The organism is Streptacidiphilus jiangxiensis, from assembly GCF_900109465.1.
Taxonomy (GTDB): Bacteria; Actinomycetota; Actinomycetes; order Streptomycetales; family Streptomycetaceae; genus Streptacidiphilus; species Streptacidiphilus jiangxiensis.
This window is the reverse complement of record NZ_FOAZ01000019.1, coordinates 168,855-182,098: the sequence shown is the minus strand read 5'-3', so window position 1 is coordinate 182,098 and position 13,244 is coordinate 168,855. Positions and strand designations below refer to the sequence as shown.

The window sequence follows — 13,244 nt, the reverse complement described above, 5'->3', positions numbered from 1 at the left end:
ATGGAGCCGTACAAGGAGCCCTGGTACGCCACCGCGCTGCGGGCCGGGCTGGAGCTGGTGGGCTGGATCGGCCTGCCGATCGCCCTGTGGGACCACTCGGTCCTCGCCGCCATCGGCGTGGACGTGCTGCTGATCGGCGTCCCGGCGATCTTCCAGACGCCGGGCGACAAGCCGGGGACGAACATCGCCGTACCGGGCTGGGTGACCATCGTCATGGTCCTCGCCGAGCTGGGTGGTGGCGTGGCCGCGGCCTGGCTGCTGTTCTGGCCCTGGCTCGCCGTCGTCGTCACCGGCCTCGCCGTGCTGACCTGCTTCACCGAGCTCCCGCGCTGGCGGCGCCTGCTCGCCCCGGGCCTGGCTCAGGACTCCCGCCGGGCCCGACGCGCGTCCTGAGCCAGGCCCGTCGGCCGCCGGTCCGCGCCTGATCTGCGAGTCTGACCCGTGCTGTCGGTCGTACGCGTTACCGTGCTGGGGATGGACGAAACCGCGCAGGTCACCAGCTACAGTCCCGCCGCGCAGGCGCGTTGGGTGGAGGAGCCGGACAAGCGCCCCGGCCGCACCGCGTTCCAGCGCGACCGCGCGCGCGTCCTGCACTCCGCCGCGCTGCGGCGGCTCGCCGGCACGACCCAGGTCGTCGCGCCGCTGGAGAGCGACTTCCCGCGCACCCGGCTCACCCACTCCCTGGAGTGCGCCCAGGTGGGCCGGGAGCTCGGCGCCGCCTTCGGCTGCGATCCCGATCTCGTCGAGACCGCCTGCCTGGCGCACGACATCGGCCACCCGCCGTTCGGGCACAACGGCGAGGAGGCGCTCGACAAGGCCGCCGCGGCGTGCGGCGGCTTCGAGGGCAACGCCCAGTCGCTGCGCATCCTGACCCGGCTGGAGCCCAAGCGGTTCGTCCCGCACCCCGAGGACGACGGCCACCCGGTCAGCGTCGGCCTGAACCTCACCCGGGCCACGCTCGACGCCGCCACGAAGTACCCGTGGGCGCGCGGGCAGCACCCGGAGCTGCCGCACAAGTTCGGCGTCTACGCCGACGACCTGCCGGTCTTCACCTGGCTGCGGCAGGGCGCGCCCGGCCATCGGCGCTGTTTCGAGGCGCAGGTGATGGACTGGTCGGACGACGTCGCCTACTCCGTCCACGACGTCGAGGACGGCCTGCACGCCGGCCACATCCGCCCGGCCGCGCTCGGCTCGGCGGCCGAGCGCGCCGAGCTGTACCAGGTGGCGGCCCGCTACGCGCCCAACGCCGAGCCGGAGGAGTTCGCGGAGGCCCTCGACCGGCTGCGCACGGAGGAGTGGTGGCCGCACCGCTACGACGGCTCCGCCCGCGACCAGGCCCGGCTCAAGGACACCACCAGCCAGCTGATCGGCCGGTTCTGCACCTCCGCCGAGACGGCCACCCGGGCCGCCTTCGGCGACGGCCCGCTGACCCGCTACCGTGCCGACCTGATCGTCCCGCGTGAGGTCCGCCTCGAGTGCGCGGTGCTGAAGGCCGTCGCCGACCGGTACGTCATGCAGCGCGAGGACCAGGAGCAGCTGCGGCGCCGGCAGCGCGTCGTCATCGGCGAGCTGGCCGAGGCCCTGGGCCGGATGGCACCCGAGGGCCTGGACCCGGTCTTCCGCAGCCGCTACGAGGAGGCGGTGGACGAGGCCGGGCGGCTGCGCGCGGTGATCGACCAGATCGCCACACTGACCGACGCATCCGCGCTGGCCAGGCACCGTGTGCTCACCAAGTCCCCATGAGATCTTGACGAATGATCAGTGACGCCCTCTTCACCTGCGGGTGAGCATGCGGGAGGCTCACTGCGACACCTGACAACCACCGAGGCGATCCACGGAGGCAGACGGACATGGTGGGCGCGCACGCGACGATGGCGATCGTCGGAGGCGGACTGGCCGGCGCGAAGGCAGCGGAGACGCTGCGGGCGGAGGGCTTCAGCGGTCGCGTGATACTGCTCGGCGAGGAGCGCGACCACCCCTACGAGCGGCCCCCTCTCTCCAAGGGCTACCTGAACGGATCCAGCGAGCGCGCCGAGGTCTTCGTCCACGACTCCGCCTGGTACGCGGCGCACGACGTCGAACTGCACCTCGGCCAGCCGGTCGTCGCGATCGACCGCGCGACGCGGGAGCTGCGCCTGGGCGGCGACGGCGACGTCCTCGGCTACGACAAGCTGCTGCTGGCCACGGGCTCCGCGCCGCGCGCCCTCGACATCCCCGGCGTCGGCCTCGGCGGCGTCCACTACCTGCGCCGCCTGGCCGACTCCGAGCGGCTGCGCGCCACCCTGCAGACGCTCGGCCGGGAGAACGGCACCCTGGTCATCGTCGGCGCCGGCTGGATCGGCCTGGAGGTCGCCGCCGCGGCCCGCGGCTACGGCGCGGAGGTGACGATCGTCGAGCCGATGAGCACGCCGCTGCAGGTGGCCCTCGGCCCCGAGCTCGGCGAGTTCTTCGCCCGGCTGCACCAGGACCACGGCGTGAAGTTCCACTTCGGCGCGACGGTCACCGAGATCGAGGGCCGCGACGGCATGGTGCTGGCCGCCCACACCAGCGACGGCCAGGAGCACCCCGCCCACGCGGTTCTCATCGGCGTCGGCGCCGTCCCGCAGACGGCTCTCGCCGAGGCGTCCGGCCTGGAACTGGCCACCCGCGAGGAGGGCGGCGGCATCGCGGTGGATGCGGCGCTGCGCACGTCCGACCCCGACGTCTTCGCGGCCGGGGACGTCGCCTGCGCGTTCAACCCGCTCTTCGGCCGGCGCCTGCGCGTCGAGCACTGGGCCAACGCGCTGAACGGCGGCCCGGCCGCGGCGAAGTCCATGCTGGGCCAGGAGGTCGTCCACGACCGGGTCCCGTACTTCTTCACCGACCAGTACGACCTCGGCATGGAGTACTCGGGCTTCGTCGCACCGGGCGGCTACGAGCGGGTGGTCGTCCGCGGCGACGTCGGCAAGCGCGAGTTCCTCGCGTTCTGGCAGACCGCGGAGGGCCGCGTGGTGGCCGGCATGAACGTGAACGTGTGGGACGTCACGGACCCGATCCAGGCGCTGGTGCGCTCCGGAGCGGCGATCGACCCGGACCGCCTGGGAGATCCCACGGTGCCGCTGGAAACGCTCGCCTAGCCATCAGGGGCGCGGGGAACCGCGCGACAAGCCACCGCGGGCCTTGGGATCCTAAGCGGACAGGGCCATCCGCGGGGGGTGGGTTCCTCGCGCAGCTCCTCGCGCCCCTGGGGAGTGCGACGAGCCGTAGACTTCATGCGTGGCGGGACGGATCAGGGATGAAGATGTGCAGGCGGTGAAAGCCGCGCTGCGGATCGATGCCGTGGTCGGGGACTACGTCCAGCTCGCCAACGGTGGTGGCGGGCAGCTCAAGGGGCTGTGCCCGTTCCACGACGAGAAGTCCGCGTCGTTCTACGTGAACCCCTCCAAGGGCGTCTACAACTGCTTCGGCTGCCAGGAGAGCGGCGACACGCTCGGCTTCGTGATGAAGATCGAGCACCTCTCCTTCGTCGAGGCGGTCGAGCGCCTCGCGCCGCAGGTCGGCATCACGCTGCGGTACGAGGGCGGCTCCTACGTCCCCGGGCGCCAGCAGGGCGAGCGCACCCGGCTGCTGGAGATCAACCGTCTCGCCTCGGCCTGGTTCCAGGAGCAGCTGAACAGTCCGGAGGCCGAGATCGGGCGGCGCTTCCTCAAGGAGCGCGGGTTCGAGCGCGAGGCCGCGGCGCACTTCGGCGTGGGCTACGCGCCCGCCGGGTTCGAGAACCTCACCCGCGTGCTGCGCGGCAAGGGCTACACCGACAAGGAGCTGCTGACCTCCGGCATCTGCTCCGAGGGCCGGCGCGGCCCGATGGACCGGTTCCGGGCGCGGCTGGTGTGGCCGATCCGGGACCTGACCGGCGAGGTCGTCGGCTTCGGCGCGCGGCGTCTGCGCGAGGACGACAACGGGCCGAAGTACCTGAACACCCCCGAGACGCCGCTCTACAAGAAGTCCCACGTGTTGTACGGGGTGGAGCTGGCCAAGAAGGAGATCGCCAAGTCCGGCCGGGCCGTCGTCGTCGAGGGCTACACCGACGTGATGGCCTGTCACCTCGCGGGCATTCCGTCCGCCGTGGCGACCTGCGGCACCGCCTTCGGCGAGGACCACATCAAGATCCTGCGCCGGCTGCTGCTGGACACCAACGGCAGCGACGCCAAGGTCGTCTTCACCTTCGACGGCGACGCCGCCGGGCAGAAGGCCGCGCTGCGCGCCTTCGAGGACGACCAGAAGTTCGCCGCGCAGACCCTCATCGCCGTCTCGCCCGGCGGCATGGACCCGTGCGAGCTGCGGATCGGCGAGGGCGACGAGGCGGTGCGCAACCTCATCGACCGGGCCTCGCCGCTGTTCGAGTTCGCGATCCGCTCCACCGTGGCCCGGCACAACCTCGACACCGCCGAGGGCCGCGCCGCCGCGCTGGACGCCTGCGCGCCGATCGTCGCGCAGATCAAGGACGGCTCGATCCGGCACGAGTACGCCGTGCAGCTGGCCGGCATGCTCGGCATCCTCGACGAGCGGTTCGTCGTGCGCCGGGTGCAGCAGGTGGCGCAGTGGGCCGCCGAGCGCCGCGAGGGACGCGGGAACCTGCGCCCCGGACAGCCGCTGCGGCCCGGACAGGCCCCGCCGCCGGCCGCGCCCGCCCGCCCGGCGTACCGGCTGGACGCGCGCAACCCGCAGCAGTTCGTGGAGCGCGAACTGCTGAAGCTGGCCGTGCAGTTCCCCGCGCTGGTCTCGCCGATCCTGGACGCCTTCGCCCCGGACGAGTTCATGACGCCGCCCTATGCGGCGGTGCGCGAGGCGATCACCGCGGGCGGCGGCGTCACCGCGGGCGCGCAGGCCGCCGACATCTGGGTCGACGTGCTGCGCGAGGTCGCCCCGGACGACGCCGTGCGCGGCCTGGTCACCGAGCTGGCCGTCGAGCCGGTCCGGACCCGGCGCGCCCCGGACGCCGTCTACGCGGGGGAGTTCCTGGTCAAGTTGCGGATCCAGGCGGTGGCCCGGCGGGTGGCGGCCTGCCGCGTCCAGCTCCAGCGGCTCGGCGCGAACGCCCCGGCCGAGCAGACGGAGGCGATCCAGCGGGAGCTGTGGGGCCTGCAGCAGTACGAGGGGGAGCTGCGCTCCCGTGGGGCTGCGGCACTCTGACGGTGCGTCGACCTCACCCTCGGTGATCGGTCCTTCACAGAAACTCTCCGCACGGGTCTCTGCGTGCGCCCCCGGACTGCCCCACACTGGTTCTCGGTGCCTCACTCCTCTCAGCCGCGGCCTGCCGATCCGGGCGGCGCCGCGCCCCAGGCTTCCCGGACGCGGGGTGACGAGAACCCTCCCCACGTCCCGCTGCCGCGTGCCCCCGTAGCCGCTCCCGAGCAGGCGTCGGCCCCGTCACCGGGGCGTCCTCCGGCGCCGGAAGGGATGGACGTGGAACTTGCCGCCACGGCCGTGTACCCATCGACCCTCGACGTACCTGCGCCCGTCTCCCTCGCCCCGACCGTGCCCGTCCCGCGCGGGCCCGCGGACGACACCGCACCGACCGCACCGACCGCACCGTCCGCGCCGTCCGACCCGTCCGCGCCGTCCGACCCGCCACAGCAGCCGCCGACCGGACCCGCCGCCGAGCCGACCGCCGAAGAGCTGCGCACGGTCGAGGACGAGCCACAGCCGGCCCTGGACGACTCCGGCGGCCCCGCCGCGGACCTGTTCCGCCAGTACCTGCGCGAGATCGGCCGGATCCCGCTGCTGACCGCCGCCGACGAGGTCGAGCTGGCGCGCAGCGTCGAGGCCGGGCTGTTCGCCGAGGAGTACCTGACCCTCCATCTGGAGGGGGTCGACGACCGGCTCGCCGACGACCTGGACCTGCTGATCGTGCGCGGGCGGATCGCCAAGCGGCGCCTGGTCGAGGCGAACCTGCGGCTGGTGGTCTCCGTCGCCAAGCGCTACGTCGGGCGCGGGCTGACCATGCTGGACCTGGTCCAGGAGGGCAACCTCGGGCTGATCCGCGCGGTGGAGAAGTTCGACTACACCCGCGGCTACAAGTTCTCCACCTACGCGACGTGGTGGATCCGGCAGGCGATGAGCCGGGCGCTGGCCGACCAGGCCCGCACCATCCGGGTGCCGGTGCACGTGGTGGAGCTGATCAACCGGGTGGTCCGGGTGCAGCGGCAGCTGCTCCAGGAGCGCGGCATGGAGCCCACCACCGCGGAGGTCGCGGCGGTGCTGGAGCTGGCCGAGGAGCGCGTCAGCGAGGTGCTGCGGCTGGCCCAGGAGCCCGTCTCCCTGCACGCGCCCGTCGGCGAGGAGGAGGACGTCGCCCTCGGGGACCTGATCGAGGACGGCGACGCGGCCTCCCCGGTCGAGTCGGCCGCGTTCCTGCTGCTGCGCGAGCACCTGGAGGCGGTGCTCAGCACGCTGGGGGAGCGGGAGCGCAAGGTCGTGCAACTGCGCTACGGCCTGATCGACGGCCGGCCGCGCACGCTGGAGGAGATCGGCCGCCTCTTCGGGGTGACCCGCGAGCGCATCCGGCAGATCGAGTCCAAGACCCTGAACAAGCTCCGCGACCACGCCTTCGCCGACCAACTGCGTGGCTACCTCGACTGAGCCGTTGTTGCCGGGTGCCCCCGGTCGGCACCCGGCAGGGACGTTCAGGCGGCGTAGAACATCTGGCGGAGAGCCAGGTACTCCATGAACAGGATGAACCGCAGGTGGTTGTAGGCGGCGTTGAGGTCCCCGGAGCGGTCCGGTTCCAGGGCGTATCCGTTGGCCCTCTCGCGGAACGGGTTCCCCCCGCGGCCGGAGGGATCGATGAGGCCGAGGCCCAGGAGCGTGCCGAGCCCCTTCGCGTCGGCCTTGCACATGAGCTCGAGCAGGTGGGCGTTGAGGTCGATGGGTGCGTTGACCTTGTGGTCGGCCACGTCGGCGGCGCTGAGCATGTGGTCGATCTGCGCACGGCCGGCCTGGAGTGCGGCGGCCCAGTCGAGTGGCAGCGCGAGCGGGGGGTTCTTGGCGGCGACTGCGGCCTTGGCCGGCACGGCGGTCACCCGGTCGACGCTGAGCGTCCGGCAGACGTTGAGCCGGACGACGATCTCGCCCCGCACGGCCATCAGCAGGGGGACCGCCGCCAGCACCTCCGCCGACGGGGTCCCGGGGATCGTGACGGTGGGATGCGCTGCGGTCGGGTGCCAGTCCCAGTCCAGGGGCAGGTCGAGGAAGAGCGGCACGACGGCATCGAGAAGGGATGCCGTCGGCTTGAACCGTGCACGTCGGAGACTGTCCCTGAAGCCGGCAAGCTGCTTGAAGGGCGACTCCCGGTGGGTGTTGATCCAGGCGTCCACCGTCCATTCGGTGGTCGCACCGCCGGGCGTGATCACACAGGTGTACGTCGCCGCGTGCAGCAACTCGCCCTCGGTCGTCTTCGCGACCTTCGTACGGGACTCCTGGCGACACGTCCAGGTGGCTTGGTACGGCAGCGGCAGCATCGGGCCCCCCGGCATTGACGACTTCCGAGTTGTCATGGTCGCACAACTGCCCGTTCCGAGTTGGGAGATGACGGATACTCGGGCTTCTCGTCGCGTCCGGCCACGTGAGAAGAACGAAACGTCGACGCAACATGAAACTCGCGCGAAACATCGCCGTCCGACGGCGGTAACGGAGGCGGGAAAAACTGCCGCATGCTCCTCGCCTCCTCCCCGTCCGGTCTCGACACCGGTGACACCGCCTGGCTGCTGGCCAGCACCGCGCTCGTCCTTCTGATGACGCCGGGCCTGGCCCTGTTCTACGGCGGCATGGTCCGCAGCAAGAGCGTGCTCAACATGATCATGATGAGCTTCGTCTCCATCGCGGTCGTCACCGTGGTCTGGCTGACCGTCGGCTACCCCCTCGCCTTCGACCGCGACGCGGGGGCCGGGCTCATCGGGAACCTCGACCACCTGGGCATGGCCGGGATCACCCCGAGCAGCCTCACCGGCCACGTGCCCACCCTGCTCTTCGCCGCGTTCCAGCTCACCTTCGCCATCATCACCGCCGCCCTGATCAGCGGCGCGATCGCGGACCGGGCCAGGTTCGGCGCCTGGGTGCTGTTCACGGCCGTGTGGACGGTGCTGGTCTACGTGCCGGTCGCCCACTGGGTCTTCGCGCCCGACGGTTGGATCGCCGCGCACCTGGGCGCGCTGGACTACGCGGGCGGCACCGTCGTCGAGGTGAACTGCGGTGCCAGCGGCCTGGCGCTGGCGTTGGTGCTGGGCCCGCGCGTCGGCTTCAAGAAGGAGGCCATGCGCCCGCACAACCTGCCGCTGGTGCTGCTCGGCGCAGGCCTGCTCTGGTTCGGCTGGTTCGGCTTCAACGCGGGCTCCGCGCTCGGCGCCAACGGCATCGCGGCGGCCGTCCTGCTCAACACCCAGGTGGCCGGCTGCGCGGGCCTGCTCGGCTGGCTGGTGGTGGAGAAGCGCCGCGACGGCCACGCCACCACGCTGGGCGCGGCGTCCGGCGCCGTCGCCGGCCTGGTCGCCATCACCCCGTCCTGCGGCAGCGTCGACCTGCCCGGCGCGCTGGCCATCGGTCTGGCGGCCGGAGTGGTCTGCTCGTTCGCGGTGAGCTGGAAGTTCCGGCTCGGCTTCGACGACTCCCTCGACGTCGTCGGCGTGCACTTCGTCGCCGGCGTCATCGGCACCGTGCTCATCGGTGTCTTCGCCACCGCGACGATGACCGGCCGCGTCAGCGGCCTGCTGCACGGCGGTGGACTCGGCCAGACCGGCAAGCAGGCCGTCGCGGTCGTGGTGGTCGCGGCGTACGCCTTCGCGGTGACCTGGGGCATCGGCAAGGCGATCGACAAGTTGATGGGCTTCCGCGCCTCGCGCGACGACGAGTTGACGGGCCTGGACCTCGCCGTGCACGCGGAGACCGCGTACGATCACGGGGTCCTGAGCCACGGCGCGACCCACCTCTCGGTGACGGCCGGGCTCCCGCACTCGTCCGACAAGGCCCCCGTCGCATGAAGCTGATCACCGCCGTCATCAAGCCGTTCCGCGTCGACGCGGTCCGCGAGGCGCTGACCGGCATGGGCGTCCACGGCCTCACCGTCACCGAGGCCAGCGGCTACGGCCGCCAGCGCGGTCACACCGAGGTCTACCGCGGCGCCGAGTACCGCATCGACCTGGTGCCCAAGGCCCGCCTGGAGGTCGTCGTCGAGGACACCGACGCCGACGCCGTGATGGACGCGATCGTCACCGCGGCCCGCACCGGCAAGATCGGCGACGGCAAGGTCTGGGCGGTTCCGGTCGACACCGTCGTCCGCGTCCGCACCGGCGAACGCGGCCCCGACGCGGTCTGAGGCGGTCTGAGGCGGTCTGGGGCGGTCGGCTAACGCCCCAGCTCCGGGTGGGTGCGCTTCAGCACCGCTGCGAACTGCGCGCGGACCGCGCCGCCGACGGGCGCGTCGTCGCCCGGCTCCAGCACGGTGTGCGGGGACGGCGGCTCCCAGGTCGGCGGCTCCGGCGTGCCCGCCAGCGCCCACGCGGCCTGGCGGGCCGCACCGATCGCCGCGTACTCGGCCTGCGCCGGGACCACCACCGGGACACCGAAGATCGCCGGTGCCGCCGCCTGCACGGCGGGCAGGCGGCCCGCGACGCCGGTCAGGAAGACCCGCCGCACCGCCACGCCGTTCGCCCGCAGCACGTCCAGCGCGTCCGCGAGCCCGCACAGCATGCCCTCGACCGCCGCGCGGGCGAGGTGCTCCGGCTTCATCGACTCCACCCGTAGCCCCGCCAGGGTCCCCGCGGCGTGCGGCAGCGGCGGCGTCCGCTCGCCCTCCAGGTACGGCAGCAGCACCAGCCCGTAGGCGCCGGGCGTGGAGCGCAGCGCCAGTTCGCTCAGTCCCTGCAGGTCCGTGCCGAGCATCAGCGCCGTCGCGCGCAGCACGCGTGCCGCGTTGAGCGTCACCACCTGCGCGAGGAAGCGGCCCGTCCCGTCCGCGTAGGTGGAGACGGCGGGCTCGCTGACGGCCTGGTCGTGCACGGCATGGAGGGTGCCGGAGCTGCCCAGCGAGACCATCACGTCCCCGAGGCCCATCCCCAGGCCGAGTGCGGTGGCCATGGTGGTGCCCGTGCCGGCCGCGATCAGCAGGCCCTCCGGGCTGTGTCCGGCGGCCTCCGCCGGGCCGAGCACGGTCGGGAACTGCTGCAGCTCGTGCCCGAGCGCGAGCGCGGCGAGGTCGCCGCGGTAGCGCTCCTCCACGGTCGACCAGTAGCCCGTGCCGGACGCGTCGCCCCGGTCCGTCGTGCGGCGGGCGGACTGCCCGAGCAGCTGCCACACGAGCCAGTCGTGCGGCATCAGGACCTCCGCGAGCCGCTTGGCCGACTGCGGCTCGTTGTCCGCGAGCCACCGCAGCTTCGCGATCGTCGCGGAGGCCAGTGGCACGGCCCCGATCGCGTGCGCCCAGGCGGCGGTCCCGCCGAGCTCCTCCACGAGCGAGACGGCCGCGGACGCGGCCCGTGGGTCGTTGCGCAGCATGGCCGGCCGCACCAGGACGCCTCCGGCGTCCAGCCCGATCAGTCCCTGCTGCTGAGCGGAGACCCCGATCGCGGCGATCCCCTCCAACAGCCCGCCCTCGGCGGCCGCGCCGAGGGACCGCAGCCACTCCTGCGGATCGATCTCCGCGGGCGCGGTTCCGGCCGGGACGCCGGGGTGCGGGGCGCGGTTCTCCCTCAGCACCGCACCGGTGGCGGTGTCGCAGACGGTGATCTTCGTGAACTGTGCGGAGCAGTCGATTCCCGCGGCGATGGCCATGCCGAGATCATGCCTCATCGCGCCACCCTTGCGCGGACGTTCAGCTGCACCATCTCAGGTGGCACAGCCGCTCAGGGGCGCGAGGCTCTACCGATGTGCGGCTCCGCCGCGCGGGCGCGACAGGCCACCGGCGTGCGGATGGTCCTCAACGTGCAGGGCCAGCCGCCTCGGGTGGGTTCCTCGCGCCGTTCCTCGCGCCCCTGGGCGGAGTGCAACGACCTGCAGGGGCGATGCATCAGCTCCGCGCGCTGTCCCAGTCGTCGAGGGTCGTGCCGCGGCCGTTCAGGTACGGGATGCGGTCGGTGACGGCGTTCGGGAGGCGGTCGCCGACCTTGTCGGCGACGGCCTGGCCCGCCTTGGACGCCGCGCTGCCCGCCGCGGACTTCGCGTTGCGGGTCGCCGACTGGACCGCCTGCGTCTGCGAGAGGTCCCGCGCCGCCTGACGCAGCTGTTCGTAGCGCTCCCGTCCGGCGCGGGTGCCCAGCACGTAGCCGATGGCCAGGCCCGCCAGGAAAGTGAGCTTGCGCATACCCCTCCGCCCTTCTGCTCAGTGGCTCTGCCGCCGGGATGGAGCCTAGGCGCGGCGGCGCGGACCTGCTCGTTCGGCGCGCCGCCGGGTGACGGCGAGAGCCCCGTCAAAGGCGACTACCCGTCGCCGAGGGCCCCGAACCGCAACGGATTGGCGGAGCACCCCCCCACGTGCGCTAATGTATGACCCGCAGCAAGCGCCGCGCCGGTCCGCCGGAGTGACGCAGGCGGCGACAGACGATCCCCCATAGCTCAATTGGCAGAGCAGCCGACTGTTAATCGGCAGGTTATTGGTTCGAGTCCAATTGGGGGAGCGCGGTACGATTCTTGTACCCAAGTGCAGTCCCCCATAGCTCAATTGGCAGAGCAGCCGACTGTTAATCGGCAGGTTATTGGTTCGAGTCCAATTGGGGGAGCCTCCTCTCGGCGCGCGGTCCGCGCGTTTGCCTCCGATCCTGGTCCTCATGGACCAGATGACGGAACCCCTTCCCGGCCCGTTGCAGCAGCTCGCCCGCAGTGCGTGGCAGATCGTGCTGGTGCTGGGCGTCCTCACCCTGTTGCTCGGTGTCGCGGTGCTGGTCTGGCCCAAGGCCACGCTCACCGTCGTCGGCGTGCTCTTCGGCGTGTACCTGGTGCTCGCCGGTATCTTCCAGCTGGTCGCGGCCTTCGGCACGCACGTGTCGACCGCGCTGCGGGTGATGGCCTTCATCAGCGGCGCGCTGTCGATCCTGCTGGGCCTGTTCTGCTTCCGCGGCGCGCTGGAGTCGATCCTGCTGCTGGCGCTGTGGATCGGCATCGGCTGGCTCTTCCGGGGTATCACGCACACCGTGGCCGCCGCTTCCGACCCGTACATGCCGGCCCGCGGCTGGCAGATCTTCGCGGGTGTGATCACCGCGATCGGCGGGATCGTCGTGCTGGTCTGGCCGTTCCACTCGATCGCGGTCCTCACCGTCTTCACCGGGATCTGGCTGCTGGTGATGGGTGTGGTCGAGATCGTCACGGGCCTGCAGTTCCGCAGCCGCGCGAAGGCGATCCCGCAGGGCGTCTGAGCCGGGTCAAGGCCGATCCCGGTACCAGGTGCCCTTGGTACCGGGATGAAGGCCCACTGGTTGGCATCTCCCGTGCGGCCTAGGTTCGGAGCATGACCTCCGAGGACACCACCGCTGTCACCGCCATCACCACCGACCGCATCGAGATGCCCGTTCCGGGCGGCTCGCCGATGGGCGGCTACCTGGCCCGGCCGACCGGGCCTGGGGAGCACCCGGGTGTGATCGTCGCGATGGAGCTGTTCGGCGTCGACGCCCACGTCCGCGGCATCTGCGACGACCTGGCCCGGCGCGGCTTCACCGCCCTCGCGCCCGACTTCTACCACCGGGTCCAGCCCGGTGCCGATCTGCCGCACGACGCCTCCGGCCGGACCCGCGGCTTCGAGCTGCTGCCGCAGCTGACCCGCACGGACGTCCTCGCCGACGTCTCCGCCGCCCTCGCCGCGCTCGACGCCCGCGGTGTCCGTCTGGCGGGCATGCTCGGCCTGAGCGCCGGCGGACACCTCACCTACCTGGCCGCGACGGCCCTGGACATCCCCAACGCGGTCGTCTGCTACGGCGGCTGGCTCACCGGCAACCCCGACCTGCAGGTCACCGGCCCGGAGCCGACGCTGTCGTTCACCCCCAGGATCTCCGGTCGGCTGCTCTACCTGGTCGGCGCCGACGACCACGTCATCGGCCCCGAGGAGCAGCGCGAGATCGCCGCCGCGTTGGAGGCCGCGGGTCCGCGGCACGCGTTCGTCGCCTACCCCGGCGCCGGGCACAGCTTCCTGCGCGACGAGTCGCCCGCCGCGGCGGACGCGCACGAGCGGATCGAGGCGTGGCTGCGCGGCAAGTGACCGACCGCGGCGCGTGACCGGTCCGGAG

12 protein-coding genes and 2 tRNA genes are annotated in these 13,244 nt (G+C 72.5%); 11 read left to right on the top strand and 3 right to left on the bottom strand.

The features are described 5' to 3' along the window. From BMY61_RS31180 to BMY61_RS31160, 5 genes are all read left to right on the top strand, one after another. Complete coding sequence (locus tag BMY61_RS31180; RefSeq protein WP_042444658.1) at window positions 1–393, top strand: hypothetical protein; 393 nt, start codon at window positions 1–3, stop codon at window positions 391–393. Between the two features lie 81 nt (window positions 394–474). Next, window positions 475–1,743, top strand: coding sequence for a deoxyguanosinetriphosphate triphosphohydrolase (locus BMY61_RS31175; protein WP_042444660.1), 1,269 nt, complete (start codon window positions 475–477; stop codon window positions 1,741–1,743). A 107-nt stretch (window positions 1,744–1,850) separates the two neighbouring features. Next, a complete protein-coding gene (locus tag BMY61_RS31170) occupies window positions 1,851–3,116 on the top strand; it encodes an NAD(P)/FAD-dependent oxidoreductase (protein WP_042444662.1) in 1,266 nt (421 codons plus the stop codon). 139 nt (window positions 3,117–3,255) lie between these two features. Further along, complete coding sequence (dnaG, locus tag BMY61_RS31165) at window positions 3,256–5,172, top strand: DNA primase (RefSeq protein WP_075004133.1); 1,917 nt, start codon at window positions 3,256–3,258, stop codon at window positions 5,170–5,172. A gap of 267 nt (window positions 5,173–5,439) precedes the next feature. Further along, a complete protein-coding gene (locus BMY61_RS31160; protein WP_082014857.1) occupies window positions 5,440–6,621 on the top strand; it encodes an RNA polymerase sigma factor in 1,182 nt (393 codons plus the stop codon). 44 nt (window positions 6,622–6,665) lie between these two features. Here the strand turns inward: BMY61_RS31160 and BMY61_RS31155 are convergent, their stop codons facing one another. Beyond that, the gene (locus tag BMY61_RS31155; protein WP_075004132.1) at window positions 6,666–7,499 is read right to left on the bottom strand and encodes a hypothetical protein; all 834 of its coding nucleotides are present in this window, start codon (window positions 7,497–7,499) and stop codon (window positions 6,666–6,668) included. A 192-nt stretch (window positions 7,500–7,691) separates the two neighbouring features. Between BMY61_RS31155 and BMY61_RS31150 the strand changes: the two genes are divergently transcribed. Both BMY61_RS31150 and BMY61_RS31145 read left to right on the top strand, forming a co-directional pair. Next, window positions 7,692–9,014: an ammonium transporter gene (locus BMY61_RS31150; protein ID WP_042444668.1), complete on the top strand. Its 1,323-nt coding sequence runs from the start codon at window positions 7,692–7,694 to the stop codon at window positions 9,012–9,014. Then, a complete protein-coding gene (locus BMY61_RS31145) occupies window positions 9,011–9,349 on the top strand; it encodes a P-II family nitrogen regulator (RefSeq protein WP_042444670.1) in 339 nt (112 codons plus the stop codon). The genes BMY61_RS31150 and BMY61_RS31145 overlap by 4 nt, the downstream gene beginning before the upstream one ends. Window positions 9,350–9,378: 29 nt before the next feature. Here BMY61_RS31145 and BMY61_RS31140 read toward each other — a convergent pair whose 3' ends face one another. Beyond that, entirely contained in the window at window positions 9,379–10,803 is a 1,425-nt protein-coding gene (locus BMY61_RS31140) for an FGGY family carbohydrate kinase (protein WP_042444672.1), read from the bottom strand. A 235-nt stretch (window positions 10,804–11,038) separates the two neighbouring features. After that, a complete protein-coding gene (locus BMY61_RS31135; protein ID WP_042444674.1) occupies window positions 11,039–11,332 on the bottom strand; it encodes a hypothetical protein in 294 nt (97 codons plus the stop codon). Window positions 11,333–11,572: 240 nt separating this feature from the next. On the opposite strand from BMY61_RS31135, the gene BMY61_RS31130 reads away from it, so the two are divergent. The 4 genes from BMY61_RS31130 (at window position 11,573) to BMY61_RS31115 (ending at window position 13,216) form a co-directional block, all read left to right on the top strand. Next, window positions 11,573–11,645: transfer RNA gene (locus BMY61_RS31130), tRNA-Asn, on the top strand. Between the two features lie 29 nt (window positions 11,646–11,674). Continuing rightward, a tRNA-Asn gene (locus BMY61_RS31125) sits at window positions 11,675–11,747 on the top strand. Window positions 11,748–11,795: 48 nt separating this feature from the next. Then, window positions 11,796–12,380, top strand: coding sequence for an HdeD family acid-resistance protein (locus BMY61_RS31120; protein ID WP_042444829.1), 585 nt, complete (start codon window positions 11,796–11,798; stop codon window positions 12,378–12,380). A 92-nt stretch (window positions 12,381–12,472) separates the two neighbouring features. Beyond that, window positions 12,473–13,216: a dienelactone hydrolase family protein gene (locus BMY61_RS31115; RefSeq protein WP_042444676.1), complete on the top strand. Its 744-nt coding sequence runs from the start codon at window positions 12,473–12,475 to the stop codon at window positions 13,214–13,216. The last annotated feature ends 28 nt before the right edge of the window (window positions 13,217–13,244 follow it).

Bases quoted from the DNA above. Each gene is read 5' to 3' on its own strand.
- BMY61_RS31180 (WP_042444658.1), top strand. From the start codon at position 1: ATGGAGCCGTACAAGGAGCCCTGGTACGCCACCGCGCTGCGGGCCGGG.
- BMY61_RS31175 (WP_042444660.1), top strand. From the start codon at position 475: ATGGACGAAACCGCGCAGGTCACCAGCTACAGTCCCGCCGCGCAGGCG.
- BMY61_RS31170 (WP_042444662.1), top strand. From the start codon at position 1,851: ATGGTGGGCGCGCACGCGACGATGGCGATCGTCGGAGGCGGACTGGCC.
- BMY61_RS31160 (WP_082014857.1), top strand. From the start codon at position 5,440: ATGGACGTGGAACTTGCCGCCACGGCCGTGTACCCATCGACCCTCGAC.
- BMY61_RS31155 (WP_075004132.1), bottom strand. From the start codon at position 7,499: ATGCTGCCGCTGCCGTACCAAGCCACCTGGACGTGTCGCCAGGAGTCC.
- BMY61_RS31150 (WP_042444668.1), top strand. From the start codon at position 7,692: ATGCTCCTCGCCTCCTCCCCGTCCGGTCTCGACACCGGTGACACCGCC.
- BMY61_RS31145 (WP_042444670.1), top strand. From the start codon at position 9,011: ATGAAGCTGATCACCGCCGTCATCAAGCCGTTCCGCGTCGACGCGGTC.
- BMY61_RS31140 (WP_042444672.1), bottom strand. From the start codon at position 10,803: ATGGCCATCGCCGCGGGAATCGACTGCTCCGCACAGTTCACGAAGATC.
- BMY61_RS31135 (WP_042444674.1), bottom strand. From the start codon at position 11,332: ATGCGCAAGCTCACTTTCCTGGCGGGCCTGGCCATCGGCTACGTGCTG.
- BMY61_RS31120 (WP_042444829.1), top strand. From the start codon at position 11,796: ATGGACCAGATGACGGAACCCCTTCCCGGCCCGTTGCAGCAGCTCGCC.
- BMY61_RS31115 (WP_042444676.1), top strand. From the start codon at position 12,473: ATGACCTCCGAGGACACCACCGCTGTCACCGCCATCACCACCGACCGC.